Origin of the sequence: Phyllobacterium sp. SL163 (assembly GCF_049896885.1) — a bacterium.
Taxonomy (GTDB): Bacteria; Pseudomonadota; Alphaproteobacteria; order Rhizobiales; family Rhizobiaceae; genus Phyllobacterium; species Phyllobacterium calauticae.
The window spans coordinates 20,871-45,967 of the sequence record NZ_JAFCVE010000007.1 but is presented as its reverse complement, the minus strand read 5'-3'; the positions used below and the strand labels follow the sequence as shown (position 1 = coordinate 45,967).

Sequence of the window (25,097 nt, the reverse complement as noted above, 5' to 3'; positions counted from 1 at the left end):
TTGCTAAATATTTAACAAAAGGACTGGACACACCGAATCAGTTTTGATTCACTACAGGTGCTTCGGATGTGCGGCGTGGCGAAGCAAATCACTGATTATACAGGCAATTGAGGGGGCCATTCGATGGCAAATGCGGACGCGTATCGCGCGCCGACGGGGAAGGATTATGCCGGAAAGCGGGAGACTGCGCGGGGGCGCACCCGTCTTTCCGGTCATATCAAACTTCTCGCTGACCCTGCCTACGGCAAGCTGCTGGCTGCCGAGCCTTACCTGCGCCGTGCCATTCCGCCGCTGATCATTATTTTCCTCATCATCCTCGCAACAGCCCGCGCGATGTCGCTCCTGTCCTGGCGCGACGATACGGAGCGGACGGCCCGCGCCACGCTGGCGCTGGCCGCGAACCACATGGCGAGCATCATCGACAACCGGATGAAGGCCGGCCAGAAACTCGACAGCGGCGAGCTGCAGAACATCATCGCCGAGATGCGCTCCAACGACCTCATCCCGCACGGCATGTGGATCGCCATCGCCTCGGGTGAATCGAAGATCGTCGCCTCGTCGGATGGCGGCGACCGCTGGCGTGACAAGAATCTGGAAAGTTTTGTCACCGACGGCCAGCCGCTGTTCCTGTTCGGCGAGCGCGCCGGGGTGATGGAAGTGCGCATGAACGGCACGACGGGCCTTGCCGCGTTCAGCCGGACCGGCAGCGGCGGCTATTCCGTCTTCGTCATGCATCCGGTCGATGCGATCTTTGCCGAATGGCGGCGGATGATATCCGTCAATGTTACCCTGTTCGCCGGAACCGCCGCGATCATGCTGGTGGTCCTCTACGCCTATTTCAGCCAGTCGGCGCGGGCGCAGGATGCCGATGCGCTCTACCAGCACACCCAGGCGCGGGTGGATACGGCGCTGGCACGCGGACGCTGCGGCCTGTGGGATTGGGACATGGCGCGCGGCCGGGTCTACTGGTCGCGGTCCATGTATGAAATGCTCGGCTATGAAGCCTATGACGCGATCCTGTCGCTCGGCGATATCTCGTCCATCATCCACGAGGATGATGACAAGCTTTACGGTCTGGCCGCGCAGGTGGCGGCGGGCGAGATCAGCCAGATCGACCGGGTGTTCCGCATGCGCCACGCCGAGGGTCACTGGGTCTGGATGCGGGTACGCGCGCAGGTTGCCGATGCCACCGTCGGCGACACCCATCTCGTCGGCGTCGCCGTCGATGTCAGCGAGCAGCACCGCTTTGCCCAACAGACCGCACAGGCCGACCAGCGCATCCGCGAAGCCATCGAGAGCATTTCCGAAACCTTCGTTCTCTGGGACGCGGACAATCGCCTCGTCATGTCCAACAGCAAGTTCAACGAATATTCCGGCCTCGCCAATGAATGCCTGCTTCCCGGCATCGGCAGGGATGAACTGGAGCCGCGCATCCGCGCCGTTGCGTTTGAAAAGCGCATGGCCAATGAACATGGCCGTGCCGGCGCGCTGACCTTCGAACGGCAGCTGGCCGACGGTCGCTGGCTGCAGGTCAATGAACGGCGCACGCAGGATGGCGGGCTCGTTTCGGTGGGCACGGACATTACCCAATTGAAGGTGCACGAAGAGCGGCTGGTCGACAGCGAGCGCCGCTTGATGGCGACCATTCACGATCTCAGCCTTGCGCGCAAATCCGAAGTCGAGCGCACGCTCGAACTCACCGAACTCAACAGCAAATATGCGGTGGAGAAGGAACGCGCCGAGGCGGCCAACCGGGCCAAATCCGAATTCCTCGCCAACATGTCGCACGAACTGCGCACGCCGCTCAACGCCATCATCGGCTTTTCCGAAATCATGCATTCCGGCACATTCGGGCCGCTCGGTTCCGACCGCTACGAGGAATATGTGCACGACATCCACACCAGCGGCAATTACCTGCTCAACGTGATCAATGACATTCTCGACATGTCGAAGATCGAGGCCGGTCACTTCTCGCTCGACCGTGAAGAGATCGACCTTTGCCCGCTGATCAACGAGACGGTGCGCGTCGTCTCGCTGCAGGCGCTGAACAAGGACGTGAAGGTGGAAACAAAAATCGCCGACAGCGTCACGCTCAATGCCGACCGGCGGGCGATCAAGCAGATCCTGATCAACCTTCTGTCGAACGCCGTGAAATTCACCGATACGGGCGGACGCATCTCGGTGCGGGCGCGCAAGGTGTCGGGCGCGCTGGTGTTCACCATCGAGGATACGGGCTGCGGCATTCCGAAATCGGCGCTGAAGAAGATCGGCCAGCCGTTCGAACAGGTGGAAAACCAGTTCACCAAGACCCATACGGGTTCGGGCCTCGGGCTTGCCATTTCCCGCTCGCTGACCGAGCTGCATGGCGGCGCGCTGAAAATCCGCTCGACCGAGGGCGTCGGCACCATCGTCTCCGTGCGCATCCCCACCCGGACCATCGGCCCGGTGCGGGAGGAATGGCGGGTTTAGAACGCTCTATTTTCCATTGGACTTACTCGCCCGGGCGTCGCGCAGCACCGCATTGAATGTCTTGCGGACCGCTTTGGCCGTGTCTTCCAGATGGGTTTCCACCCGCCCGAGATCGGGCAGATCGCAGGCGCGGCACAGGAGATCGCCGAGGCCGGGCGGAAAATCCTCGCGCCGGGTGTCGCTGTTCAGGCACAGCCGGATGATCTGCGTCAGCTCCGTATAGAGATTGGCCGCGCCCACCAGCTGATCCGTCACGACAGGTTCGGCAAAACCGGCCTTGAGTTTTGTCAGCACTTCGGCTGTCGAATGGGCAATGATCGGACCCTCGACATTGCCGGTGAGCACGGCAAACTGGGCAATGAATTCGAGATCGATGATGCCGCCGGGAACCAGCTTCATGTCCCAGGCATCGCGCGGCGGCTTCTCCGTTTCCAGCAGTGTTCGCATTTCGGCCACGTCCTTGGCGATCCTTGCCGGATCACGCGGCAGGCTGAGAATCTCGCTGATATCCGTCTCGATCTCGCCGAAGAGCGCGGTATCGCCCGCCACGGGCCGCGCCCGGGTCAACGCCATGTGTTCCCAGGTCCAGGCTTCCGTGCGTTGATACTTACGGAAGGAATCGATATGCGTCGCCACCGGCCCCTTGTTGCCGGAGGGGCGCAGGCGGAAATCCACCTCGTAGAGAACGCCCTCCGCCGTAGGGGCGGAAAGCGCCGCAATCAGACGCTGGGTCAGCCGCATATAGTATTGCGATGGCGCCAGCTGCTTTTCGCCATCGGATTCCTCTGCATCCGCATCATGGTCATAGAGCAGGATGAGATCGATGTCGGAGCCTGCGGTCAGCTCGCGGCTGCCAAGCTTGCCCATGCCGAGAATGGCGATGCGCCCGCCAGACACGGTGCCGTGCTTGCTGGCGAATTCGTCGATCACCGCCTGCAAGGCCCGGTCGATGACCAGATCGGCGAGATCGGAAAAGGCCTTGCCCGCCCGGATGCCGTCGATGGCGCCGGTCAGAAGCCGGATGCCGATGAGAAAGCGATGCTCGGCTGCGAAAATCCGCAGGCGGTCGAGAATGTCCTCATAGACCTGGGCGGGCCCGAGAAAGTTTTCCAGCCGCTCGGCCAGATAGGCGCGGGTCGGAATATCGGCGAAGATCGCCGGATCGAGCATGCCGTCGAAGACATGCGGCTTGCGGGTGATGATGTCGGCAAGGCGCGGCGCCGCGCCCATGATCAGGACGAGCAGATCAAGCAGCCGCGGGTTGGACTGCAAAAGGCTGAACAGCTGGATGCCGGCTGGCAGGCCCTTGATCATCTCATCGAAACGCATCAGCGCTTCGTCGGCCCGGCTTGTCGCGCCGAAGGCCTTGAGCAGCACGGGCGTGAGTTCAGTCAGGCGCTCGCGCGATTCCGCCGATTGGGTGGCGCGGTAACGGCCGAAATGCCAGGTGCGGATGACGCGGCAGATATCGCTCGGGCGTTCGAAGCCGAATTTCGCCAGGGTTTCCAATGTATCGGGATCGTCGACATCGCCGGTGAACACCAGATTGCCAGCCTCGCCCGCCAGTTCCTGCGCCTGTTCGAACAGCGCCGCATAGTGCGTTTCGACGGTTTTCAGCGACTGGCGGAAATCGGCGGCAAAGGCGTCACCGTCGCGATAGCCCATCATGTGGGCCACCCGCAGGAAATTCTCGTCGTCTTCCGGCAGCATGTGGGTCTGCTCGTCGGCGATCATCTGGATGCGGTGCTCCACATCGCGCAGAAAACCGTATTTCTCTACCAGCGTGTCGCGTGCCTCCGCACTGATCCAGCCAAGGCCGTTGAGCGCCGCCAGCATGTCCACCGTGCGCGAGCCGCGCAGCTGCGGAAAACGGCCACCGGCAATCAGTTGCTGGGTCTGCACGAAGAACTCGATTTCGCGAATGCCGCCCCGGCCAAGCTTGACGTTGTGCCCGCGTACGGCAATTTCGCCATGGCCCTTATGGGCATGGATTTGCCGCTTGATCGAATGCACGTCGGCAATGGCGGCATAGTCGAGATATTTGCGCCAGACATAGGGCGCAAGCTCCGCCAGCACCTGCCTGCCCGCAGCGATATCGCCGGCGACGGGCCGCGCCTTGATCATGGCGGCACGTTCCCAGTTCTGGCCGCGCCCCTCATAATAGTTGAGCGCAGCGCCGACGGGAATTGCCAGCGGGGTTGATCCTGGATCCGGGCGCAGGCGCAGATCGGTGCGGAAGACATAGCCGTCGGCGGTGCGGTCCTGCAGGATGCGCACGAGGCGCCGTGTCAGCCGCGAGAAAGTCTCGACGCATTCATAGGGGTCGGGAATGGCCGGGCTGTGCTCGTCGATGAAGACGATCAGGTCGATATCGGAGGAATAGTTCAGTTCGAACGCGCCGAACTTGCCCATGGCGAGGATGATCCAGCCGCACTGCTTTTCCGGGTGTTCCGGGTCCGGAAGCTTGAGTTTGCCGGACTCGTGCGCATCGCGCAGCAGGAACCGCACGGCCGCCCGCACGCTTTCTTCCGCCAGCCGCGACAGCCAGCGGGTTGTTTCTGCCGTATCGAACACGCCGGAAAGATCGCCCAGCGCGATCAGCACATGCCCCTCCAGCTTCAGCTGGCGCAGGACAGCCATAATGCCGGTTTCGGTGATGTTTTCGGCTTCCGAGCTTGCCGCCACGCTCTGCATGAGCGCGTCAAGACGCTGTGCCAGCGGCATGGCGAACAGCGGTTCCAGGATGCCAGGGCGGCGAATGAAGACCGTGCGCAGATAGGGCGAGAGGTCGAGGACAGCCGCGAGGAAGGCTGCCGCTTGTCCATGGCCCTTCACGCCAGCGGTGACAGGGCATTCCTTCCCGGCGGCGCTGTCGGCAAGCTCGGCCAGAAAGGCGGCGCCCGCCTTCTTGTCCAGCGGTGTCAGCGGGCGCAGATCGCGGGCGAAAAACGCTGCATCATCAAGGCCGGATGCCCTGGTCCTGACATTCATTTGGTCTCCTCCCCCACCGGGAAAGCGAGCACAGCGCGCAGCCCCGGAGCATTGTCCTGCAATTCCAGAGTGCCACCGTGCAATTTCATCACCGCCTTGGCAAGACTGAGACCCAGTCCTGACCCCGGTTGCGAACGGCTTTCCTCCAGGCGCACGAAACGCTCCGTGGCCCGATCCACCTGATCGGGCGGGATGCCCGGGCCATTGTCCGTGACAATCACCCGGATCGTGTGATCCTGCTTTTCCACAGCGAGGGATATTTCCACCGGCTTTTCACCGCCGCCGGCATATTTGATGGCATTGTCGACCAGATTGGAGATGGTCTGCCCAACCAGTTCGCGGTTGATGCGGACCGGCGTTGCATCCTCCGCGCCGAGCACGAAACGGATGCCCGCCTCTTCGGCCGTTGGCTCGTACAGCTCATAGACGTCCTGCACGACCGTCGACAGCGGCAACAGCTCCATCGTCTCGGAGGAATAACCGGATTCCAGCCGCGAAATCATCAAAATGGCATTGAAGGTGCGGATCAGCTGGTCGGAATCGGCAATCATTCCGTCCAGCGCCGCCCGATAGGCCTTGGTGGTCGTGGCATTGGCAAGGGCGGATTCCGCCCGGTTGTGCATGCGGGTCAGCGGTGTCTTGAGGTCATGCGCGATATTGTCGGAGACGTGGCGCACCCCTTCGTTCAATTCCTGGATGCGCGCCAGCATGCCGTTGAGATTGGCGGCCAGACGGTCGAACTCATCGCCTGACCCGCTGACCGGCAGGCGTCCGGCGAGATCGCCGCCCATGATGCGCTGCGACGCGGCGGAAACCTCATCGATCCGGTGCAATGCGCGCCGCCCGACGAAAAACCAGATCAGAAACGCACCGATGCCCATGATGCCCAGCGCCGCGCCGAGCGAACGCCGGACCACGAGCCGGATCTTTTCCGGCTCGCCCAGATCGCGGCCGACCATGACGCGGATGCCATTGGGCATGACGATCACCCGCGCGATGGCGGTATGCACCTGCGGATCGCTGCTGGTTTCGCCGTAGCGTTCATAGGCAATCGGCCGCTCGATCCAGCCGTCGGTCTGCAGAACACCCGCCTCGATGCTCTGCACATTGCCGGCGACGATGCGCCCGGCGGGATCGGCGACGAGATAGAGATAGGCGCCGGGCTGACGGCTGCGCCGGTCAACCGAACGCACAAGACCGGCAATGCCCGCACGCTGATAGGACTGGCCGACGCTTTCGACCTCCTCGTTGACAGCGGCTTCAGTCTGGGATGTGAGAAGGTTGACGGAAAGACTGGTCATGTAGAAGACCAGCACGATGGCGCATACGGTAAAAAGCAGAAGATACAGCGCTGACAGCCGGACGGCTGTCATTTTCATCATGGCAAAAAATCGGCTCATGCATCGAGTCCGCCAGCCTTGAGCATGTAGCCGGCGCCGCGCACCGTGTGCAGCAGGGGCGTGTCGAAACCCTTCTCGATCTTGCCGCGCAGGCGCGAGACATGCACGTCGATCACATTGGTCTGCGGGTCGAAATGATAATCCCAGACATGCTCGAGCAGCATGGTGCGGGTCACCACCTGACCGGAGTGACGCATCAGATATTCCAGCAGGCGGAATTCACGCGGCTGCAGGACAATGGCCTGCCCGGCGCGCTTGGCCGTGTGGGACAGGCGGTCGAGTTCCAGATCGCCGACCCGGTACATGGTTTCCGCCTCTTTCGGGCTGGAACGGCGCTGCAGCACTTCGATGCGCGCCAGCAATTCCGAGAATGCATAGGGTTTGGTGAGATAATCATCGCCGCCGGCGCGCAGGCCGGTCACCCGGTCATCCACCTGCCCCAACGCGGAAAGAATGAGCGCCGGCGTATCGATGCCCTGGGCGCGCAGGGCGGCGACAACGGACAGGCCGTCACGGCGCGGCAGCATGCGGTCAACGATCAGCGCATCATAGCTGCCCTGCTCCGCCAGGGTATAGCCGGTCTCGCCATCGCCTGCCAGATCGGCGGAGTGCCCAGCCTCGGCAAAGGCCTTTTCCAGATAACGGGCCGCTTCACGGTCATCTTCAATAACGAGAATCTTCATGACGTTCATTCTAAGCCGGTTTTGAGACAGAGGTAAGCACCATAGCAATGGCACCCTTTACGGCGGCGGGCAGCAGATCTGTCGACAATCTGCTGCCCTTTGCTTTGGCGCTAACGGGGGGACAGGTGCAGCGCCGCTGCAATCCTATCCGGACCGCTTAGCCCTGGTTGATGGGCAGGGCCACGAACCGCGACTGGTCGTTGGTCTGCACCTGCAGGAGAACGGCCTTGCGTCCGCTCTTCGTCGCTTCGGCAATCGCCGCATCGATGTCAGAGCCGCTCTTGACCGGCTTGTTGTTGACCGAGACGATGATGTCGCCGGTCGTGATGCCCTTGTCGGCGGCATCGCCGGAGCGATCCACATCGGTCACCACGACACCCTTGCCATCGTCGGAAGGAACAACCGTCAGGCCGTAATCATCCAGCACCGAAGCCGGATCCTGATGCTTGCCGCCGCTGTCCTTGTTCGATGCCTGCTTGTCATCGCCGGGCATCGACTTGATCGACACGTTGAGCGACTTGGCCTCGCCCTTGCGCCAGACGGTCAGCTCGGCATCCTTGCCCGGATTGATCGCGGCAATCTTCTTGGCCAGATCACGCGGATCGGAGACCGTCTCGCCATTGACGGCGGTGATCACGTCGCCCGACTGGATACCAGCCTTGGCAGCGGGCCCATCGGACTGCGGTTCGGCGACCAGCGCACCCTTCTCTTCGGAAAGGCCAAGCGATTCGGCGATTTCCTTGCTGACCGGCTGTATCTGCACACCGATCCAGCCACGGGAGACGGTGCCGGTCTTGATCAGCTGGTCGACGACCATCTTGGCCGTCGTCGACGGGATGGCGAAGGCGATGCCGACGCTGCCGCCGGACGGCGAATAGATCGCGGTGTTGATGCCGACGACTTCACCGTTCAGGTTGAAAGCCGGACCGCCGGAATTGCCCTTGTTGACGGCCGCATCGATCTGCAGGAAGTCGTCATAGGGACCGGCGCCGATATCGCGGCCGCGGGCCGAAATGATACCGGCCGTCACCGTGCCGCCGAGACCGAAGGGATTGCCGACCGCAACGACCCACTGGCCGACACGCATCTTGTTGTCATCGCCGAAGGACACGTAGGTGAACTTGCGCTTGTCGTCGACCTTCAGAACGGCGAGATCGGTGCGCTTGTCCTTGCCGATCAGCTTTGCATCGAGTTCGGTGCCGTCATTGAGCACAACGGTGTAGGTGCTGCCGTCTTCGACCACATGGTCATTGGTGACGAGATAGCCATCCTCCGAAATGAAGAAGCCGGAGCCCTGGGCGGTGGGACGCATGCGGTCCGGACGGTTCTGGTGATCGCGCTGACCTTTGCGCGGCTGCATGCCACGCTGACCGTTCGGGCCGCCGAATTCATAGAAGAAGCGCTTGAGCGGATGATTGTCGGGAAGCTGGTCGAAGCCGGGAATGCCCGAACCGTCATCGGCGGTCTGCTGGACGGAGCTCTTCACCCTGACACTGACAACAGCGGGGCTCACCTTTTCAACGACATCGGCAAAGCCAGGCTGCTGCGCGCCGTCTACACGCACGGCTTCAGCCTGCGCAGGCACAACGGCAGCGAGCGGGCCTGTGGCCAGCAGTCCCCCGGCGAGCGCCGAGGCGAGCAGCGCGGCAGCAATGCCCTTGCGGTATGTGGAGGACGTACGATTGTTAGACATAAAACTTTCTCCTTGGACGCCCGATCGGAAATCCGACCGTTTAATAACCAACAGTGATACAGATAAGAACGTTACGCCGCCATTTCCGCAACATGACAAATTTGTAAGATAATTTTCTGGCGCTGCGATTCGTCAGCCACTGGAGGATAGCCCATATGCCATCAATGCCGCCGCTCGGATCCACAATGCGTACGCACCAGCCCTATCCGGGCGTTTATGCATTTTACGATGGCAGGATAGACGGCGCGCGCGCCTATTCCGCCGATCCGAACTGGCTGGATGACGGAGCCTATACGCTTGGCCTGTGTTCCTACGCCATCGTTTCCGGCGAGGAAGCTCTTGTTTATGACACCAGTATTTCAAACCAGCATGCGGCGCTGATCCGCAACACGCTGCAGGAGGCAGGCGTGCGGCACATCCGCGTGGTGCTCAGCCATTGGCATGTGGATCATGTGGCGGGCAATGCGGTGTTTGCCGATTGCGAGATCATCGCCAATGACCTGACGGCCAAGGCGCTCACCGACAACAGGGAACGGCTGGAGAACGGCACGCCGCCCATCCGGCCGCTGGTCATGCCCAACAGCATCTTCACGGGCGAGCGCGACCTGAAGATCGGCGACATCGCGGTGCAGCTGCGCCACGTGGATATTCACAGCCACGACGGCACGGTGATGATCCTGCCGCATCTGAAGTTGCTGTTTGCCGGTGACACGCTGGAAGAGCCGATCACCTATGTGGCGGAACCGAACCGGCTGGAAAACCACCTGCTCGATCTGGAACGGATTTCAACCTGGGATATCGAAAAAATCCTGCCCAATCACGGCGCGGAGAATGTGATCGTGGCCGGCGGCTACGGGCCGGAGCTGATTGCCGCCACGGGGCGCTATGTCAGCAAGCTGATGCGCCTGCGCAACGAGCCGGAACTGGCTGGCGATGACCTGCAGGCGTTTACCGCGGACGATTTCCGTTCGGGCGTGCTGACCTATTACGCACCCTACGAGCCGGTCCACAGGCAGAATGTGGAATCGGTCATCGGCGCGCATCGCACATAGCGGTTGCGGATCAATCGTTGGAAGCAGCCAGGAGTTTCTTGAGCTGCTTCTTTTCGCTGTCGGACAGCGGCGGCGTTTCCAGAGGAGAACGGCGGCGGCGGCGAATCGAAACCACGATGGCGATTGCACCGGCAACCAGTGCCGCAACGGGAAAACCCCACAGCAGGATCGTGCTCAGCATCAGGCGCGGCTTCAGGAGGACGAATTCGCCGTAGCGGGCGACGATGAAATCAAGCACCTGCTCGTCCGTATCGCCTGCCGTCAGCCGTTCACGCACCAGCACGCGCAAATCCCTGGCCAGGTCCGCGTTGGAATCATCGATCGACTGGTTCTGGCACACCATGCAGCGCAGCTCGGTGGAGAGGGTGCGCGCCCGTGTCTCCAGTGCCGGGTTGGCCAGCATCTCGTCGGGCGAGACGGCGCGTGCGCCGGTCGCCGCGAAGCTCAGGGCCGTCAGCAACAGCAAAACCGCGGCGAGCGCGCGCCTCATGCCACGGCTCCCCTCGCCCGCTGCGGCTTGGCAGCTTTTGCCTTGCCGGGTGCGCCGACCCGCAGGCGCCGGTCAGCCAGGGACATGGCACCGCCGGCCATCATCACCAGCGCGCCGAGCCAGATCAGCGTGACATAGGGTTTCCACCAGACGCGCACGACCATGCCGCCATCCGGCGTGGCGTCACCCAGCGAGACATAGAGCTGGCTGAAGAGGAATGTCTTAATGCCCGCCTCGGTGGTCTGCATCTTGCGCACGGGGTAGAAGCGCTTGGACGACATCATCGTGTCCACCTCCCGCGCCGCGCTGTCGAGGATGGTGAACTTGCCCTGATCCTCGGTGAAATTCGAATCCTTGACCGGATCGATGCGGTCAAAGCGCAGCGTGTAATCGGCGACCCGGACGGTCTGGCCCGGCTTCATCACCGTCACATCTTCCGTGGCAAACGTCGAGACGACAACGATGCCCAGGAGGGTGACGCCAAGGCCGAAATGGGCGAAGGCGGTGCCGAACACCGATTTCGGCAGGCCGGCGAGCCGCCGCAGCATGACGCTGACGGGCGCCTTGCCAAAACCGGCTTTCAGGGAAAGATCGGTAAGTGCGCCCAGCATCAACCAGAACGCCAGGCCGATGCCGAACGCCGAGAAGACCGCCGTGCCCGAGGTCTTGTAGAGAACCACGGCCACCACCAGCAGGGCGAGGAAGAATGCCATCATCAGCCGCTGGGCGACGCCAAGGATATCACCGCGCTTCCATGCCAGCAGCGGTCCGAACGGCACGGCGGCGAGCAGCGGGATCATCAGCGGACCAAAGGTCATGTTGAAAAACGGCGGCCCGACGGAAATCTTTTCGCCGGTCAATGTTTCCAGGAGCAGCGGATAGAGCGTGCCGATCAGTACCGTTGCGGTCGCCGTCGTCAGGAAGAGGTTGTTGAACACCAGCGCCCCTTCCCGTGAGATCGGCTGGAACAGCCCGCCCGGCGCGAGCGTCTGGGCACGGCGCGCGAACAGCGCCAGCGATCCGCCGATAAAAAGCACGAGAATGGCAAGAATGAACAGGCCGCGGCCCGGATCGGTGGCGAAGGTATGCACCGAAGTGAGGACACCAGAGCGGACGAGGAAGGTGCCGAGCAGCGACAGGGAGAAGGTCAGGATGGCGAGCAGCACCGTCCAGATTTTCAGGGCAGAGCGCTTTTCCATCACCAGGGCCGAGTGCAGCAGCGCCGTTCCCGCCAGCCACGGCATGAACGAGGCGTTTTCAACCGGGTCCCAGAACCACCAGCCGCCCCAGCCAAGCTCGTAATAGGCCCAGTAGGAACCCATGGCGATGCCGCCGGTCAGGAACATCCAGGCCGTCAGCGTCCATGGGCGCACCCAGCGCGCCCAGGCGGCGTCGATACGCCCGTCGATGAGCGCCGCCACGGCAAAGGAGAAACAGACGGAAAAGCCGACATAGCCGAGGTAAAGCAGCGGCGGATGGATGGCGAGACCAATGTCCTGCAGGATCGGGTTGAGGTCCTGCCCTTCGATCGGTGCAGGACTGGTACGTGTGAACGGATTGGATGTGGCAACGATGAACAGCAGGAAGGCCGAGCCGATCCAGGCCTGCACACCCAGCACATTGGCTTTGAGCGAAGGCGGCAGATTGTTGCCGAAAAAGGCAACCAGCGCGCTGAAGAACGTCAGGATGAGTACCCACAGCAGCATGGAGCCTTCATGATTGCCCCAGACGCCGGTGATCTTGTACAGCATCGGCTTTTGCGAATGCGAGTTCTCCCAGACATTCTGCAGGGAGAAATCCGACACGACGTAGGCGGATGTCAGTGCGACAAAGGCAAGTGCGATCAGGGCAAAGACCGTGAAGGCAGCGGGAACGGCAACGGCCATCATGCGGTCATCATTACGCCGCGCACCCCACACGGGCACCACAGCCTGCACGATGGACAGGGCGAGCGCCAGAACCAGTGCGAAATGTCCGAGCTCAACGGTCATGGCTGCTTGTTCTCCCCCTGCCAGACGCCCTTGGCCTTCAGACTGTCGGCAACTTCCTTGGGCATATAGTTTTCATCATGCTTGGCAAGCACGCTGTCCGCCTGAAACGCACCGCCCGGCGCAAACGTGCCCTCGATCACCACGCCCTGATCCTCACGGAAGAGATCGGGAAGGATACCGTCATAGGTCACGGGAACGCTCTTGATGTGATCGGTGACGGCAAAGGTGATCCGTGTGCCCGTGCCGCGCACCACGCTGCCCTTTTCAACCAGGCCGCCCAGCCGGAACCGCGATTCCGACTGCAGGTCCGCAGCGGCGATATCCGACGGCATGCGGAAAAACGCGATCCGCTGCTGCAGCGCAAACAGCACCAGGCCGGCCGCGCAGGCCAGCACCACCAGGGCGCCGCCGATCACCGAAAGCCGTTTCTGCTTGCGCGTCATTATTTCTTCTCCCGCGGCGTGTCGCCGGGCTGTTCCACCAGGCCCAGATCATCGGCGACTGCGTCGAGACGCGCAACCTTGTCGGCGCTCAACACTTTGCGAGCATTCGCCAGCGCTTCCAGCGCATCGTTGGGGCGGTTGAGAACCACATAGGATCGGACCAGCTTTTCCCAGCCCTCGACATCGTCGGGCGATTGCTTGAGTTTTTCGGCAAGGCTGGAGACCATGCCCTCAATCATGGCGGCGCGATCCTGCACATTCATCCCGGCCGCCGCCTCGACCTGCGACGCATCGGGACCTGTCGCCCTGTCGATGTCGCTGACATCGGGCGCATCGCCGGCGATCTCCTTGTCGAGCCGTGTCAACGCCGCCTGTGCCTCGTCGCGCCACGGCACGTCGCTGGGCGCATCGACCAGCAGCTTGCGGATCAGGTCGCGCGATTCAACCAGCTTGCCCTGCTGCATCCAGCCGTTGATGATGAAGAACTGCGGGCGCATATCGCCGGGATTGAGCGTGAGCGCCCGGTTGAAACTGGCTTCCGCCTCGGGCGTCATCGTGCCGCCCGCTACGGCGCTCAACGCTTCACCCAGACCCATTTGGCGCGGACCGCTGTCGCCGTTCAGGCGGATGGCATTGCGGTAGGCGGTCACCGCATCGGCGGGGCGTCCCGTGCGCAGGTAGATCGGCGCCAGCACTTCCCATCCCTGCCCGTCATCGGGATTGAGGGTGAGATGCGCTTCGGCACGGGCAATCAGTTCGGCAGGTGTCGCCTGATCCGCCGGACGGGACAGGCGCTCGGCCAGAGGCTGCGCAGGCAGATCCGGCGAGCCGGTCTTGGCATAAATGCTCCAGGAAAGCAGCGGGATGGCCAGCACGGTCACCAGCGTCAGCCATTCGCGGGTGGCGCTCTTCTGCGGGCGATAGACCGTTTTGTCGGCTTCGGCGGCGGCAGCCGACTTCAGCAGACGCCGGCTGATTTCAGCGCGCGCCTGTTCGCTGCTGGCAGCATCGATGATGCCGCGCTTCTCATCAGCCTCCAGCTCCCGCAACTGGTCACGGTAAACCTCGACATCATATGTGTTGTCCGACACGCTTGTTTTGACGCGGCGTGTCAGCGGCAATAGCACCACGAGCGTTGCGATAACGGTCAACAGTGCGGCAGAAATCCAGAAAACCATGCGTTGAGACATAGTCTGCAAGCGCCGTAAAATCCAAATGGATTTCACGGCTAGGGCAATTCGCCGCAAAGCGGGCAAATGATCGGGCTATGGAAGCGTCAGATCAGCGGCGTCCAGCTGCCGTCTTCGTTGCGGCAGGCCGTCCCGCGTGACGTCTGCGGCGTTCCGTCGATGCGGATGGTGTGGGTATACTGGCGGCAGTTCTGCGAGCCGACTTGGTATGGCTGCGCCGCCACTACTTCGCCGCTGCGGCTACCCGAACTGTTCTTCCAGTCGACAGCCTTGCCGGCAGGCGAATATTCCAGCGCCTGATATTCGGCCTGAAGCGCGCTCTTGCGGTCAGCCGGATCGAGCGAAGCCGCCAGGCGGCTGCCGAGCAGGCCATTGCCGAGCGGCGCAAGCACGCCCGAGGTCGCCGGCTGGGACGATTTGCCGGTCAGGCGGGCAAAGGTGCCTCCACCCTTGGCGCCGGACGTGGTCGAGCACGCGGAGAGAAGAAGAACGGCAATAAGCGAAAGAGCAATCTGGGATTTCATCATGGGTCCGTTTTTACGGGGCCTCGCAACAAAGGCAATAGCTGGCAATTACTTATGACCCGATTGGGTGTGCCGTTGCAAGCGCCATTCAGTCGCCGGCCACCGGAAGCGTGATCCGCGCGCGCAAACCGCCGAGGTCCTCGCTGCGTTCCAGGCGCAGCGTTCCGCCGTATTCGCGCACGGTGTCATGGACGATGGACAGCCCGAGGCCGGTTCCCGGCTTGCTCTCATCCAGGCGTTTTCCGCGTGTCAGTGCGTCCTTGATCTGGCCGGGCGCGAGACCCGGACCGTCATCTTCGACGCTGATATCGAATGCATTGTCCATGGTTTCCCGATTGGCGGCCGACACTGTAAGCCGGATGGCGCTGCGTCCCCATTTCCCGGCATTTTCCAGAAGATTGCCGACGATTTCCTCAAGGTCTTCCTGCTCGCCCGCAAACACGGCATCGGGCATCCTGTTGTCGAAGCGCATATCCATGCCCGGATTGAGCTTGGCGGTGACACGCACCAGACGCGTCAGGATCGGGGTGACGGACGCGCGAAAGACCACGCTGTCGCGCTGCGCCGCCACGCGGGCCCGCTGCAGATAGTGCTGAATCTGCACCTGCATGGCCGCGCTTTGTTCGGCGACGATCTTGCCCTTTACGCCGCCAATCGTCCGGCTTTCATTGGCCAGAACCGACAGGGGCGTTTTCAGGGAATGGGCGAGATTGCCCACCTGCGTGCGCGAGCGCTCCATGATGCGCCGGTTGTTTTCGATCAGCGCATTCATTTCACGCGCAAGCGGCGCAATCTCGATGGGCAGATCCTCGTCAAGCCGCGAAACCTTGCCCTCACGGATATCGGCGAGCGAACGGCGCACGCGGTCAAGCGGGCGCAAGCCGAACAGGATGACAGCCGCATTGATCAGCGTTCCGGCAATGCCGAAAACGCCGAGATAGAAATAAAGCGTGTTGCGGAAATCGGCGATTTCGCCTTCCAGCTCGCTCAGATTGCCCATCACACGAAACCGGGCGACGCGGTTTTCCGCATCCAGCACCACTTCCGTTTCGACGATGGAGAGCTGTTCGCCCTTCAGGCCGGGCTCCGTATAGGAGCGCTGGAACGATGTATCGAAGGGAACCATCAGGGTTGACGGGGAATCGATGCTCTTTCCGCCCAGCGAGATCGACCGCAGCGACCCCTTGAGATTGTCCGCGACCGGATCGACGGACCAGTACCAGCCGGAAAACGGGCTGGAATAGCGCACTTCGCCGGGGTCCGGCCGTCCGACCAGCGTGCCGTCATTCACGCTGACGGAAGCGATGACGCTGAACAGATGCGCCGAAAGCAGCTGCTGGAAGCTGTGCTGGCGCGCTTCGCCATAGAGCGCCGAAATGATGGTGGCGATGGCAACGAAGGATACGATGGTCCACAGCGTCGAGAAGAGGATGACGCGCAGGGAAAGTGACCGGACATTGGGGAGGTAGCGGGTCAGCCGTATGATCACGCGTGTGCCCTGCTCCTGCCCGTCAGGCCTTGTTGTCCTGGGATTTGATACGATAGCCCATGCCGCGGATGGTTTCGATCAGATCGATACCCATTTTCTTGCGCAGACGCCCGACAAACACTTCAATCGTGTTCGAATCGCGGTCGAAATCCTGATCGTAGAGGTGCTCCACCAGTTCGGTGCGCGAAACGACCTCGTCCATGTGGTGCATGAGATAGGACAACAGGCGGAATTCGTGCGAGGTCAGCTTCAGCGTTGTGCCGTTAACCGCCGCCTTCGACGTCTTGGTATCAAGGCGTAGCGGACCGCAGGTGATTTCCGACGAGGCATGCCCCGCCGCCCGGCGAATCAGCGCGCGCAGGCGCGCCAGCACTTCCTCGATGTGAAACGGCTTGGCGACGTAGTCATCGGCCCCGGCATCGATGCCGGCCACCTTGTCGCTCCAGCGGTCGCGTGCCGTCAGCAACAGCACGGGCATAATGCGCCCGTCGCGCCGCCACTTCTCGAGCACAGTCAGCCCGTCCATCTGCGGCAGGCCGATATCGAGGATCACCGCGTCGTAGGGTTCCGTATCGCCGAGAAAATGCCCCTCTTCGCCGTCGAAAGCGTGATCCACCACATAGCCGGCTTCGGTCGTTGCCTCGACCAGCTGGCGATTCAGATCACGGTCATCTTCAACGATGAGTATTCTCATGCACAACTTTCCCCGCCGGACAGGCTGAACAACAGATCAAACGGCATCCGGTTCAGTTCGCTGGAACCGCAACCTCGACGCGGCGCGGACGTTCACCATCCTTGCCGGGAATGAGCACCACGACCACGCAAACCTCGCGGCCGTTCTGCGTCTGCGAGGTGGCGCGCGCCAGGGTGCCTCCCTGGGACTGGGCCACCTGCTGGCCGACCTGCGAGCAGTCGGCCGCAGCCAGCTGAAGCAACGCACCGTTCTGCGATGCATCGGGTGCAATCGGAACAGCCCCGGCATGAAGCACGCCGGATGCTGAAATCAGGGCCGCTAGGGGCAAGGAGAAAAGTGTGTGTTTCATCATGGCGCTATTATTATCAATCGCAGTCTGAACGATGCATGAACAGTTGGACGTGGCGTGAGCCTTTGATAACAGGTTTGCCACAGGTCACGTCTTTTAACATCATATTTCTTTACGTGAAATGAGCGCCGTTGCACTCAACCGGCCAAAAAGCGCGGCGATGCCGCTGAGCGCCGTCAGAAACTGCATGATGGTATCGGCAAGCCGGGCCTCGAGGTCATGATCCAGCGACACGTTGAAGAAGCTTGAACAGGACAGGACGATCGTTGCGATTGCTGCCCAGACGGTCTTTGACAGGTACCATTGTTTTTCATTGGTCATAATCAATTCCTTTTGAAACAGTTTGATTTTAAAGGACTTTTGTCGACGTATCAAAAATGGCCCGGGCGTATCTGCCCGCACCGGCAGCACTGGAAATCATGGCAACGCTGAAATCGACTGCGCTTGCAAGACTGCCGAAATCCGCCAGGCGCAGCGCCGCCGGATAAAGCCATTCCGGTCGCGCAACCTCGGCCGACCGGATCAATTTGCCGCTGCTCCGTATTTCGATCCGATAGGCCTCGCGCTCCTCACCCAACGGAATTTCCGCAGCCAGCCAGCTGTCCGCATCGATGCGCCCGCGCCGTATCCAGGCAATATGCAGATTGCCCTGCTCATCTGCCCTGCCGCTGAGGTGGACAGGTTCGAGCGGCTCGAGCGCCCGGATGCCTCCGGTCATTGTCACCGTGCTGAAATAGCGGTCGGAAAAATCCTGGCCCGCCGCACCAATGCGCCAGCGCAGGGCCAAGCCCGTTTCCCGGGCTTTCAATCCCGCCGGCATCACCGCACCGTCCAGAAGGATGAACGGCGCACCCTTTTCCCGTGGCTGCAGCGCCTCCCGTTCGGTTCCGCATTGCCCGCGCAGCAGGCCGGACAGACGCCACCGGTCGGCAGCAACCTCCTCGGCGTGGAGGAATTGCAGGATTTCCCATTGACCGTCGGGGGATGCCAGAAGGGCTGAATTCGCCCCGTTGAAGAGCTGTGGCAGCGTGGTGGAACGCAGCTCGCCAAAGTCAAGATCGACCTCCAGACCGGCATTGCCGAGCAGGCGGCCGCTGACACCGCCCGGCAGCGTTTGCGCCAGCCTGCCCATCACCGCCCGCTCCGGCAGCGCGGCCCGCGCCTCAAAACCGGTGTCTTCCGGCGAGGCGTGAACGGATGCGCCCGCCCATGGCCTGGCAAAGGCGGCAACCCGCAATTGATCAAGCGGATTTTCAGCACCCGGCCACATCGGCAGATCGCACAGATGAAAACGCGGACGGCCGAACACCGTCGTTGCCACCCCCGTTGAAGCGGGCAATCCCGCCCGGTCCGCGTGCCGCACATGCCGGGGCAAGCCTTTTGCCTCGACCCGGCGGGTTGCACCGTCTTCAATGGAGGTGACGAGATAATCCTTGACTGGCATGGAGCCATCCAGCCGTATGCGGCTGCCCACCTTCAATGCGGCATGTTTCCATGGCAATTCGAACGATATGGTCCGCCGGGCGGCACGGCGTGCCTGCAGCCAGTCCTCCGCCAAGCCTTTGACCTGACCGGCCTCAAGCATGGCCGCAACGGCGAGATTTTCCGTTCCCTTGCCGTCCGGCCTGCCGGCGGATGCCATCGCCACCTGATAGTCGAGCATCGGATCGCGATAGGCGATTTCGACCCGGGCGGGCTGCTCCATGATTTCATGCAGCTTTCGCTGCACCGGCCCCCTGTCATCGGGCTCGACGCATTCATCGATCAGCGCGGTTTGCGCGGGAACACGCGCCGCGCTTTGAAACACCAGCGTCGCACCGTCTTCGAAGGCGTTGATACCAAACACCTCCAGCAGCGGCTCAAGGACCGACCGGGCATGTGCGGGCTCTTCGACGATCAAACCGCTGACAAAGCCATCGGCCGCACTCGCATCCACCCCGGCAAGACCGAAATCGGCGAGAACAGCGCCAATCAGCTCATCGAGCGCAACCCCGGAAAGCCTGCCGTTCAGCCAATGCCCCGAGGTCCAGTTGTCGCCATCGGACCAGAGCTTGCGGTTGAGGGGAAATTCAGGAAACGGCCTCGTATCCCAGGCCCAGACATAGACGCGGCTCGTGTTCAGCATGGCGCCGCCATGGCTGCGCCAATGGTCTAGATGGGCACGCAGAAAACGGTTCTGCGCGAGGTCGCTGCGGCCGTGATCGGAAAAATACGGAAACGCCCCCTCGGAGGATTTGGCATCGGGAAAGACATTGGGCTGATTGGGGCCCTTGTCGACCGCCGGACAGCCCAGTTCCGTCTGCCAGACCGGCTTACCCATTGGCTGCCACGCCGTGGCATTGGCGCTCTCGACGCCGCCCTTGCGGTTGTAATGCGGGTTTTTCCACCAGGCCTCGATGTCCTTGTAGCGGTAGACCCAAGGCTTGCCCGAGCCGTCGGTGATCGGCGTGCGCCGCCGCGCGGTTCGATCCGCATCTGTTGCATAGTACCAGTCAAAGCCCTCGCCGGCGGCAATCTGGCTTTGCAGCGCCGCTAGGTCATAGGGGCCGGAAAAACCGTTGGCGCCCGAGGCGCTGTAGTCCTCGTCGCGCCAGTCGCTGAGCGGCATGTAATTGTCGATCCCGACCGCACCGATGGCCGGATGCGCCCAGAGCGGATCAAGATGGAAAAAGGCGTCGTTCGATCCGTCCTGCGGGTGATGACCGAAATATTCGGTCCAGTCCGCGCCGTAGGTCAAAATACAGCCACTGCCGAGCACGGTGCGGACATCGTCCGCCAGCGTGCACAGGCCGGAGACAAAGGGAAAACTGTCACCCGTTCCCCTGATACCCGTCAGACCGCACAGCTCCGAGCCGAGAAGAAACGCATCCACACCGCCGGCGCAAACGGCAAGATGCGCCAGATGCAGGATGAAACGCCGATACCCCCAGTCATCGCCCTCACCGTGATAGATCACCGATCCGTCATCGGTTCCGAACGAGCGGATTTCGGCGGCCCCCAGGAAAGCGGCGACCTCGGCGGCCGCCGCAGCCGTGCCGTTGCTGCTGCCCGGCCGATAGGGCGCGGGGTGACAACTGATGCGGCCGCGCCACGGATAGGCCGCCTGCCGGGCGCCGCCATGGGGATCGGGCAATGTGTTATCGGCGGCGATATCAAGCATCAGGAACGGATAAAGCGTCACTTTCAGGCCCCGCGCCTTCGCCGCGCGGATCGCCTCGGTCACGCTGCGATCCGACGGCGTACCGCCATAGGCAGCACAATCGCCGCTGCGCGACATCAGATGGGCCTCGTCGCGGGCGACATCGCCGGCACGCCATGCCTCGCTTTCGTCATAGCCCTCGCGGTCCATCACGCCCGGCCGGATGCGGCAATGGCCAGCGCGCAGATCCGTGCCGAACCACGGCACGACAATGGCAACGTTTTCCAGGCTCGGACAAAGCGCCTGCAGTTCGTCGAGCGAAGCCTGCCAGTCGGTTGCGCCGCGCAGGCAATTGCGGTTCAGGCCGCGCGTTTCGCCGGCTGCGGGCTCGCAGGTGACCGGCGTCGGTGACAGGCCGAATTCGGTGGCCCCTGGAATGAGCGCGACCGCCTTGAGATCGCGGGCAAGCGTACCGATGGCGCGCACCACCTCGAACTGGAATTGCGGTATGCGGTTGCCATACATCTCAAGCGGAAACCGTTCGAACACCACATAGGCGGTGTTGCGATAGGCCGGCGCGTTGCCGGTTCCCTGTTTCGCCTCGATCAGCGGGTCGGACAATTGTGACGCACCGCCCTTGTGAACGCGCAGGGTCAATGCATTCTGGTCCACTTCCCTGCCGTCGGCCCAGATCCGCCTGACAAGGCTGATTTCGCCCTCCGCCAGGGCAATGGCAAAATTGCCGACATAGGAATACTCCGTCACCTTCGGTCCGCCCTTGGCACCGGTCCGGCGCCTGGACTTCACCTCCTCGAAGCGGGTCGCCCAGATCAGGGTGCCGGTCAACCGCACCGAGCCGTAGACTTTCGGCAAGGCGGCCCCTTCCTCGGCGGTCATCGGCTTCATGGCAGCCAGCCGGGGACCCTCGATTGGCTTTGTGCCGGAGAAAGCCCGATCAATCAGATAGGCGCCCAGCGAAGTTACGGCACTGCCGATATAGGCTCCGACTCCTTGAAGAATAAGCGTGGCCATGCCGGGTGGTTCCTATCTGCGGAGGGGAAAGGCGAAGACCGCCGCGATGCGTTTTCGCCATTGCGGCACCAGCGCCGATTCCATGATCCTGTGCCCCTCATAGGCGTGAATGAAGTGTTCCTCGCCCGTCAAAATGCCGAGATGCTTGGCTGCCATGCCGTCCCGCCAGCGGAAGAGGATGAGATCGCCCGCGTCCACACCCTGCACGGCCTTCTCGGCCATGTGACGTCTCGCTGCCTGGACGAGCGGATCGCCGTGTCCTGCTTCCGCCCAGTCAGCGGAATAGACGGGAATCTCTTCCGGTTCGCATCCGTAAAGCGTGCGCCAGATGCCACGCACCAGCCCAAGGCAATCGCAGCCGACGTGGAGCGTGGAGCCGCCATGCCGGTATGGCGTACCAATCCAGCGACGTGCTTCGGCGACAACGTCGATTGCGATGGTCATGGCACCAGCACGCCGCCGTCGAAATTGCCCGATCCGTCGGCATAATTATAGGCGGCGTCATTGCCAGGCAGATGCGGAAATCCGCGAAAATTGGCTGTATTGCTGAACTTTGTCTTGCAGGTGCCAAAGCTCTTGTCGCAGCCTGGCAGCAGCGAAAATGTATCGCCCGCCTGCATGTCCGGCACCGGCGCATCGCGCAGATCGAGCCGGATGTCATTCCCCGCCATCTCCTGCCCGGTCACCACGTTGGTGCGGCCGGCTTTGCCGCCGGAAGTCCAGGTGAGCACGCCATTGCGGAACCAGTTCGCGGCGGCGGCGTGCAGGCCGCTCGCCAGAAAGGCGCGGTCGGATATCACGCCGGAAACGCTGCCCTTCTCGTCATCGCTGCGATAGCCGCAGCGCGCATCACCGAGCTCCGCATCGCACAGCCGCGTGATCCGCCGTCCCTTCACCTTGTCGAGGTCGACGGCGCTGCTTTTCAGCTCCGCCACGAAACGGTTGCCGCTGCGGGTAACGGTGCCTATCCTTGCCCGCCGCAAAAGGACCCGCTGCTGCGGTGCCGCCCAATTGACGATAAATGTCTCGACAAGGGCGTCGTCGAATGCACCGGATTCCACGCCGCTATCGGTAATGCCGAGGGATGACAGGGCACCCTCGACTTCCGCGCCATCAACAGCGAGCCCCAGCGCACTTGTCGCCTCGCTGGCCGTCAGACCCGTCTGCGGTTCACAGCGCACGTCCTCGATGCTCAATAGCCGGTCATGGTCGGTGAAACCGAGGAGGACGCCATCCTTTCGACGGATGATCCAGCAAAAGCAATGGGTTGTCACATCACCTGCAAGATGTGATTCAAGCTCGGGAGAAAGGGGGTTCATGCCTTCACCTCGATGATCGGAATGGTCGGGATTTCACCCGCGTTGAACGATTTGACGCTGATGGTCAGCCGGTCCGTATCGAAGCGGACGGGAACGTCAAAGGCAAAGCCGGCGGTCACAGACGTTCCTGCGGGTGGTATGCGGTCTGGTTTGAACACGATTTGGCCCGTCAGCACATCGACCGTAAAATCAGCCGGCTCCTGCTTTTCAATGCCGCCCACCGCAACCCGCACGGAGCCTTGTACCGGCTTGGAGATGATGCGCCGATAATCGCCATAGCGTTTCTGCAGCTGGAACGCCGCCTGCTTTCCGTCACCTTGTCCCAACACCTGATCCGTCGCGGCAATCGGCTTGCCCGCCGCGCAGGACTGATGGTCGAAAGGATCGCGGAACCGGAACGCAAGCAGCGAACCGCACCGCGCCTCGAAGAAGCTCAGGACCTCTTCCAGATCGGCCAGTGACCGTACGCCGGTTCCTGCGTCGTAGTGATGGCGTGATGACGCCCAGCGCGCATTGCGCTGTTCGTGTCCCGAGGTCAGCGCCACAATTTCGTTCTTCCATTCCGGGCCGCCCGTTGCGCCAAAGGATATGCCGAGCGGAAACCGGACATCATGGAAAGGCTGCATCGCGTTGTTTCCTATAGGGTGCGCGTGCCGCGGTGCACGGCGCGCGCCAGCATCCCCGTCAACTGGGCTTCCGATTTGCGGAATGAGGCTGCATCGGGCGTATTCACGTGCAGGACCACCTGCACCGGCGAACCGCCTCCATGCGCAGCAATACCCAGCCTGCCATCCGCTCCGCGGGCCAGAGGCATGATGGCCTCCGCACCCGCTTCGCCCATCAGCCCGAGCGATCCGCCCGCACCAAAGTAAGTCGGGCTGGAAACCACGCCACCCTTCGCATGCGGTTTTGCCGCGCCCAGCAAGCTTGAAAACATCGACGCGCTCCAATCTTCGAGCGATTTCATACCGGTGGTCAGCGCCATGCCAGCCATGTCCCGCCCCAACTGCCGCAGCACGTCACCGAGGTCGTTGCCGCTCATCACGGCGCTTTTCAACGACCCGGTCAGGACACGGCCGAATTGCTCGGACTGCGCCTTCAGGTCAGACAATGCCTTCTCGAAACCCGATGTATCGGCGTCGATCGCCACCGTCATTTTGTCGTTCATGGCTATTCCTCGCTCAAAGCCGGTGCATCGGGAAACGCCTGCATCAATTGTTCGAACCGCGGCCGGGAGAAGGCTGCCTGTCCCGGCGGCTCCGCGAAAGCCGCGCAGATTTCCCGTGGCGTCATTGCCCAGAAGTCATATGTGGAAAGCCGCAGCAGACCAAAGCCTGCGCCCATGAGGACCGCCCACGGAAAGACGAGGCCGGAATCTGCTGCGGCATTCAAGGGTTTGCGCTGGATTGCTCCGTTTTTGATTCACCGAAGGTCGCCGCCAGCAGTTCACTGACGATGCGGGCAAAGCCCGTTGCCCCGCCCTCCGCCCGCATCTGCGCTGCTTCCTCCGGCGTTATGCTGTTGCCGCCGCCCTTCAGCCCGGCAGCAATGATCTTTGCCGCGTCACGGGCGGAAAGCGTACCGCCGGAAAAGCGCTGCAACAGCATACCCATGTCGGCCGCCATGAAGGCGTCCTCCAATTCGGCCAATGCGCCCAGCGTCAGGCACAGCGTCCATTCGCGCCCGTCCAGGACGGCGCTGATTTCACCGCGATGCCGGTTTGCCATCAGGCCGCCTCGGTGAAACGGATGAGGCCGGCGGATTCCAGGGCGATGTCAAAGGTCACCTCGGCATCGTGCTTGCCGCCATATTCGAGCGCCGTGATCTGGAAAGGTCCCTGCAGGGAACCGAAATCCGGCAGGATGATCTGCCATGCCAGGATATCGCCTGCAAAAAATGCCCGCCGGATCAGCGCGTCCGATTGCGCATCCTTGAACAGACCTGAACCGCTGATCGACGCGCGCTGCACGCCGCTGCCGCCCAGGAGTTCGCGCCACCGCCCCGCCGCATCGGCGTCGGTCACATCGATGGTTTCGGTGTTGAAGGCGATCCGGTTGGACCGCAGCCCCGCGCAGGTGACGAACTTGCCGCCCGCATCCTGCAGTTTGAGCAGGATATCCTTGCCTCTCTGGGCGCCCATTGTTTGAAG

The 25,097-nt window shown here is 62.3% G+C and carries 23 protein-coding genes; 2 read left to right on the top strand and 21 right to left on the bottom strand.

The window, feature by feature from the left end; translation table 11 throughout:
• The first annotated feature begins 123 nt into the window (after positions 1-123).
• The gene (locus ACP7B1_RS16225) at positions 124-2,469 is read left to right on the top strand and encodes a PAS domain-containing sensor histidine kinase (protein ID WP_346307426.1); all 2,346 of its coding nucleotides are present in this window, start codon (positions 124-126) and stop codon (positions 2,467-2,469) included.
• Positions 2,470-2,475: 6 nt separating this feature from the next.
• On the opposite strand, the gene ACP7B1_RS16220 is transcribed toward ACP7B1_RS16225, so the two are convergent.
• The 4 genes from ACP7B1_RS16220 to ACP7B1_RS16205 all read right to left on the bottom strand — a co-directional run bounded on the left by ACP7B1_RS16220 (position 2,476) and on the right by ACP7B1_RS16205 (position 9,236).
• A complete protein-coding gene (locus tag ACP7B1_RS16220; RefSeq protein ID WP_346307425.1) occupies positions 2,476-5,460 on the bottom strand; it encodes a bifunctional [glutamine synthetase] adenylyltransferase/[glutamine synthetase]-adenylyl-L-tyrosine phosphorylase in 2,985 nt (994 codons plus the stop codon).
• The gene (locus ACP7B1_RS16215; RefSeq protein WP_346307424.1) at positions 5,457-6,860 is read right to left on the bottom strand and encodes a sensor histidine kinase; all 1,404 of its coding nucleotides are present in this window, start codon (positions 6,858-6,860) and stop codon (positions 5,457-5,459) included. The genes ACP7B1_RS16220 and ACP7B1_RS16215 overlap by 4 nt, the downstream gene beginning before the upstream one ends.
• Positions 6,857-7,543, bottom strand: a complete 687-nt coding sequence (locus ACP7B1_RS16210; protein WP_346307423.1) for a response regulator transcription factor — start codon at positions 7,541-7,543, stop codon at positions 6,857-6,859. The genes ACP7B1_RS16215 and ACP7B1_RS16210 overlap by 4 nt, the downstream gene beginning before the upstream one ends.
• A 157-nt stretch (positions 7,544-7,700) precedes the next feature.
• Positions 7,701-9,236: a Do family serine endopeptidase gene (locus tag ACP7B1_RS16205; RefSeq protein ID WP_346307422.1), complete on the bottom strand. Its 1,536-nt coding sequence runs from the start codon at positions 9,234-9,236 to the stop codon at positions 7,701-7,703.
• Positions 9,237-9,421: 185 nt separating this feature from the next.
• Between ACP7B1_RS16205 and ACP7B1_RS16200 the strand changes: the two genes are divergently transcribed.
• On the top strand, positions 9,422-10,288 hold the full coding sequence (locus ACP7B1_RS16200) for an MBL fold metallo-hydrolase (RefSeq protein WP_346307421.1): 867 nt from the start codon (positions 9,422-9,424) through the stop codon (positions 10,286-10,288).
• A 10-nt stretch (positions 10,289-10,298) separates the two neighbouring features.
• Here the strand turns inward: ACP7B1_RS16200 and ACP7B1_RS16195 are convergent, their stop codons facing one another.
• From ACP7B1_RS16195 to ACP7B1_RS16115, 17 genes are all read right to left on the bottom strand, one after another.
• On the bottom strand, positions 10,299-10,778 hold the full coding sequence (locus ACP7B1_RS16195) for a cytochrome c-type biogenesis protein (protein ID WP_346307420.1): 480 nt from the start codon (positions 10,776-10,778) through the stop codon (positions 10,299-10,301).
• A complete protein-coding gene (locus tag ACP7B1_RS16190) occupies positions 10,775-12,769 on the bottom strand; it encodes a heme lyase CcmF/NrfE family subunit (protein ID WP_346307419.1) in 1,995 nt (664 codons plus the stop codon). Before ACP7B1_RS16190 ends, ACP7B1_RS16195 begins: the two co-directional genes overlap by 4 nt.
• Positions 12,766-13,212, bottom strand: coding sequence for a cytochrome c maturation protein CcmE (gene ccmE, locus ACP7B1_RS16185; protein WP_346307418.1), 447 nt, complete (start codon positions 13,210-13,212; stop codon positions 12,766-12,768). Before ccmE ends, ACP7B1_RS16190 begins: the two co-directional genes overlap by 4 nt.
• Positions 13,212-14,390: a c-type cytochrome biogenesis protein CcmI gene (gene ccmI, locus ACP7B1_RS16180; protein WP_426137164.1), complete on the bottom strand. Its 1,179-nt coding sequence runs from the start codon at positions 14,388-14,390 to the stop codon at positions 13,212-13,214. Before ccmI ends, ccmE begins: the two co-directional genes overlap by 1 nt.
• 98 nt (positions 14,391-14,488) lie before the next feature.
• Entirely contained in the window at positions 14,489-14,926 is a 438-nt protein-coding gene (locus tag ACP7B1_RS16175; protein ID WP_288194122.1) for a hypothetical protein, read from the bottom strand.
• An 88-nt stretch (positions 14,927-15,014) separates the two neighbouring features.
• Positions 15,015-16,358 (bottom strand): ATP-binding protein, encoded by a 1,344-nt coding sequence (locus ACP7B1_RS16170; RefSeq protein ID WP_223612369.1) that lies wholly within the window; start codon positions 16,356-16,358, stop codon positions 15,015-15,017.
• A gap of 79 nt (positions 16,359-16,437) precedes the next feature.
• Positions 16,438-17,109 carry a response regulator transcription factor gene (locus ACP7B1_RS16165; RefSeq protein ID WP_105736062.1) on the bottom strand — a complete coding sequence of 224 codons (672 nt, stop codon included), beginning with the start codon at positions 17,107-17,109 and terminating at the stop codon, positions 16,438-16,440.
• Between the two features lie 52 nt (positions 17,110-17,161).
• A complete protein-coding gene (locus tag ACP7B1_RS16160; RefSeq protein ID WP_374042749.1) occupies positions 17,162-17,461 on the bottom strand; it encodes a hypothetical protein in 300 nt (99 codons plus the stop codon).
• Between the two features lie 99 nt (positions 17,462-17,560).
• Positions 17,561-17,779 carry a hypothetical protein gene (locus ACP7B1_RS16155; protein WP_346307416.1) on the bottom strand — a complete coding sequence of 73 codons (219 nt, stop codon included), beginning with the start codon at positions 17,777-17,779 and terminating at the stop codon, positions 17,561-17,563.
• Between the two features lie 28 nt (positions 17,780-17,807).
• A complete protein-coding gene (locus ACP7B1_RS16150) occupies positions 17,808-21,629 on the bottom strand; it encodes a baseplate multidomain protein megatron (protein ID WP_346307415.1) in 3,822 nt (1,273 codons plus the stop codon).
• A 12-nt stretch (positions 21,630-21,641) separates the two neighbouring features.
• Complete coding sequence (locus ACP7B1_RS16145) at positions 21,642-22,073, bottom strand: NlpC/P60 family protein (RefSeq protein WP_346307414.1); 432 nt, start codon at positions 22,071-22,073, stop codon at positions 21,642-21,644.
• Entirely contained in the window at positions 22,070-22,948 is an 879-nt protein-coding gene (locus ACP7B1_RS16140; RefSeq protein WP_346307413.1) for a DUF2163 domain-containing protein, read from the bottom strand. The genes ACP7B1_RS16145 and ACP7B1_RS16140 overlap by 4 nt, the downstream gene beginning before the upstream one ends.
• Positions 22,945-23,574, bottom strand: coding sequence for a DUF2460 domain-containing protein (locus ACP7B1_RS16135; RefSeq protein WP_346307412.1), 630 nt, complete (start codon positions 23,572-23,574; stop codon positions 22,945-22,947). Before ACP7B1_RS16135 ends, ACP7B1_RS16140 begins: the two co-directional genes overlap by 4 nt.
• Before the next feature lie 11 nt (positions 23,575-23,585).
• Positions 23,586-24,116: a phage tail tape measure protein gene (locus ACP7B1_RS16130; RefSeq protein WP_346307411.1), complete on the bottom strand. Its 531-nt coding sequence runs from the start codon at positions 24,114-24,116 to the stop codon at positions 23,586-23,588.
• A 2-nt stretch (positions 24,117-24,118) separates the two neighbouring features.
• Positions 24,119-24,340: a phage tail assembly chaperone gene (locus ACP7B1_RS16125; RefSeq protein ID WP_346307410.1), complete on the bottom strand. Its 222-nt coding sequence runs from the start codon at positions 24,338-24,340 to the stop codon at positions 24,119-24,121.
• Positions 24,337-24,675, bottom strand: a complete 339-nt coding sequence (locus tag ACP7B1_RS16120) for a gene transfer agent family protein (protein ID WP_288195043.1) — start codon at positions 24,673-24,675, stop codon at positions 24,337-24,339. Before ACP7B1_RS16120 ends, ACP7B1_RS16125 begins: the two co-directional genes overlap by 4 nt.
• Complete coding sequence (locus tag ACP7B1_RS16115) at positions 24,675-25,088, bottom strand: phage major tail protein, TP901-1 family (protein ID WP_346307409.1); 414 nt, start codon at positions 25,086-25,088, stop codon at positions 24,675-24,677. Before ACP7B1_RS16115 ends, ACP7B1_RS16120 begins: the two co-directional genes overlap by 1 nt.
• Positions 25,089-25,097: the final 9 nt, after the last annotated feature.

What these genes read in the sequence shown, in the direction of transcription:
- ACP7B1_RS16225 (WP_346307426.1), top strand. Translation starts at nt 124, where the DNA reads ATGGCAAATGCGGACGCGTATCGCGCGCCGACGGGGAAGGATTATGCC.
- ACP7B1_RS16220 (WP_346307425.1), bottom strand. Translation starts at nt 5,460, where the DNA reads ATGAATGTCAGGACCAGGGCATCCGGCCTTGATGATGCAGCGTTTTTC.
- ACP7B1_RS16215 (WP_346307424.1), bottom strand. Translation starts at nt 6,860, where the DNA reads ATGAGCCGATTTTTTGCCATGATGAAAATGACAGCCGTCCGGCTGTCA.
- ACP7B1_RS16210 (WP_346307423.1), bottom strand. Translation starts at nt 7,543, where the DNA reads ATGAAGATTCTCGTTATTGAAGATGACCGTGAAGCGGCCCGTTATCTG.
- ACP7B1_RS16205 (WP_346307422.1), bottom strand. Translation starts at nt 9,236, where the DNA reads ATGTCTAACAATCGTACGTCCTCCACATACCGCAAGGGCATTGCTGCC.
- ACP7B1_RS16200 (WP_346307421.1), top strand. Translation starts at nt 9,422, where the DNA reads ATGCGTACGCACCAGCCCTATCCGGGCGTTTATGCATTTTACGATGGC.
- ACP7B1_RS16195 (WP_346307420.1), bottom strand. Translation starts at nt 10,778, where the DNA reads ATGAGGCGCGCGCTCGCCGCGGTTTTGCTGTTGCTGACGGCCCTGAGC.
- ACP7B1_RS16190 (WP_346307419.1), bottom strand. Translation starts at nt 12,769, where the DNA reads ATGACCGTTGAGCTCGGACATTTCGCACTGGTTCTGGCGCTCGCCCTG.
- ccmE (WP_346307418.1), bottom strand. Translation starts at nt 13,212, where the DNA reads ATGACGCGCAAGCAGAAACGGCTTTCGGTGATCGGCGGCGCCCTGGTG.
- ccmI (WP_426137164.1), bottom strand. Translation starts at nt 14,390, where the DNA reads ATGGTTTTCTGGATTTCTGCCGCACTGTTGACCGTTATCGCAACGCTC.
- ACP7B1_RS16175 (WP_288194122.1), bottom strand. Translation starts at nt 14,926, where the DNA reads ATGAAATCCCAGATTGCTCTTTCGCTTATTGCCGTTCTTCTTCTCTCC.
- ACP7B1_RS16165 (WP_105736062.1), bottom strand. Translation starts at nt 17,109, where the DNA reads ATGAGAATACTCATCGTTGAAGATGACCGTGATCTGAATCGCCAGCTG.
- ACP7B1_RS16160 (WP_374042749.1), bottom strand. Translation starts at nt 17,461, where the DNA reads ATGATGAAACACACACTTTTCTCCTTGCCCCTAGCGGCCCTGATTTCA.
- ACP7B1_RS16155 (WP_346307416.1), bottom strand. Translation starts at nt 17,779, where the DNA reads ATGACCAATGAAAAACAATGGTACCTGTCAAAGACCGTCTGGGCAGCA.
- ACP7B1_RS16150 (WP_346307415.1), bottom strand. Translation starts at nt 21,629, where the DNA reads ATGGCCACGCTTATTCTTCAAGGAGTCGGAGCCTATATCGGCAGTGCC.
- ACP7B1_RS16145 (WP_346307414.1), bottom strand. Translation starts at nt 22,073, where the DNA reads ATGACCATCGCAATCGACGTTGTCGCCGAAGCACGTCGCTGGATTGGT.
- ACP7B1_RS16140 (WP_346307413.1), bottom strand. Translation starts at nt 22,948, where the DNA reads ATGAACCCCCTTTCTCCCGAGCTTGAATCACATCTTGCAGGTGATGTG.
- ACP7B1_RS16135 (WP_346307412.1), bottom strand. Translation starts at nt 23,574, where the DNA reads ATGCAGCCTTTCCATGATGTCCGGTTTCCGCTCGGCATATCCTTTGGC.
- ACP7B1_RS16130 (WP_346307411.1), bottom strand. Translation starts at nt 24,116, where the DNA reads ATGAACGACAAAATGACGGTGGCGATCGACGCCGATACATCGGGTTTC.
- ACP7B1_RS16120 (WP_288195043.1), bottom strand. Translation starts at nt 24,675, where the DNA reads ATGGCAAACCGGCATCGCGGTGAAATCAGCGCCGTCCTGGACGGGCGC.
- ACP7B1_RS16115 (WP_346307409.1), bottom strand. Translation starts at nt 25,088, where the DNA reads ATGGGCGCCCAGAGAGGCAAGGATATCCTGCTCAAACTGCAGGATGCG.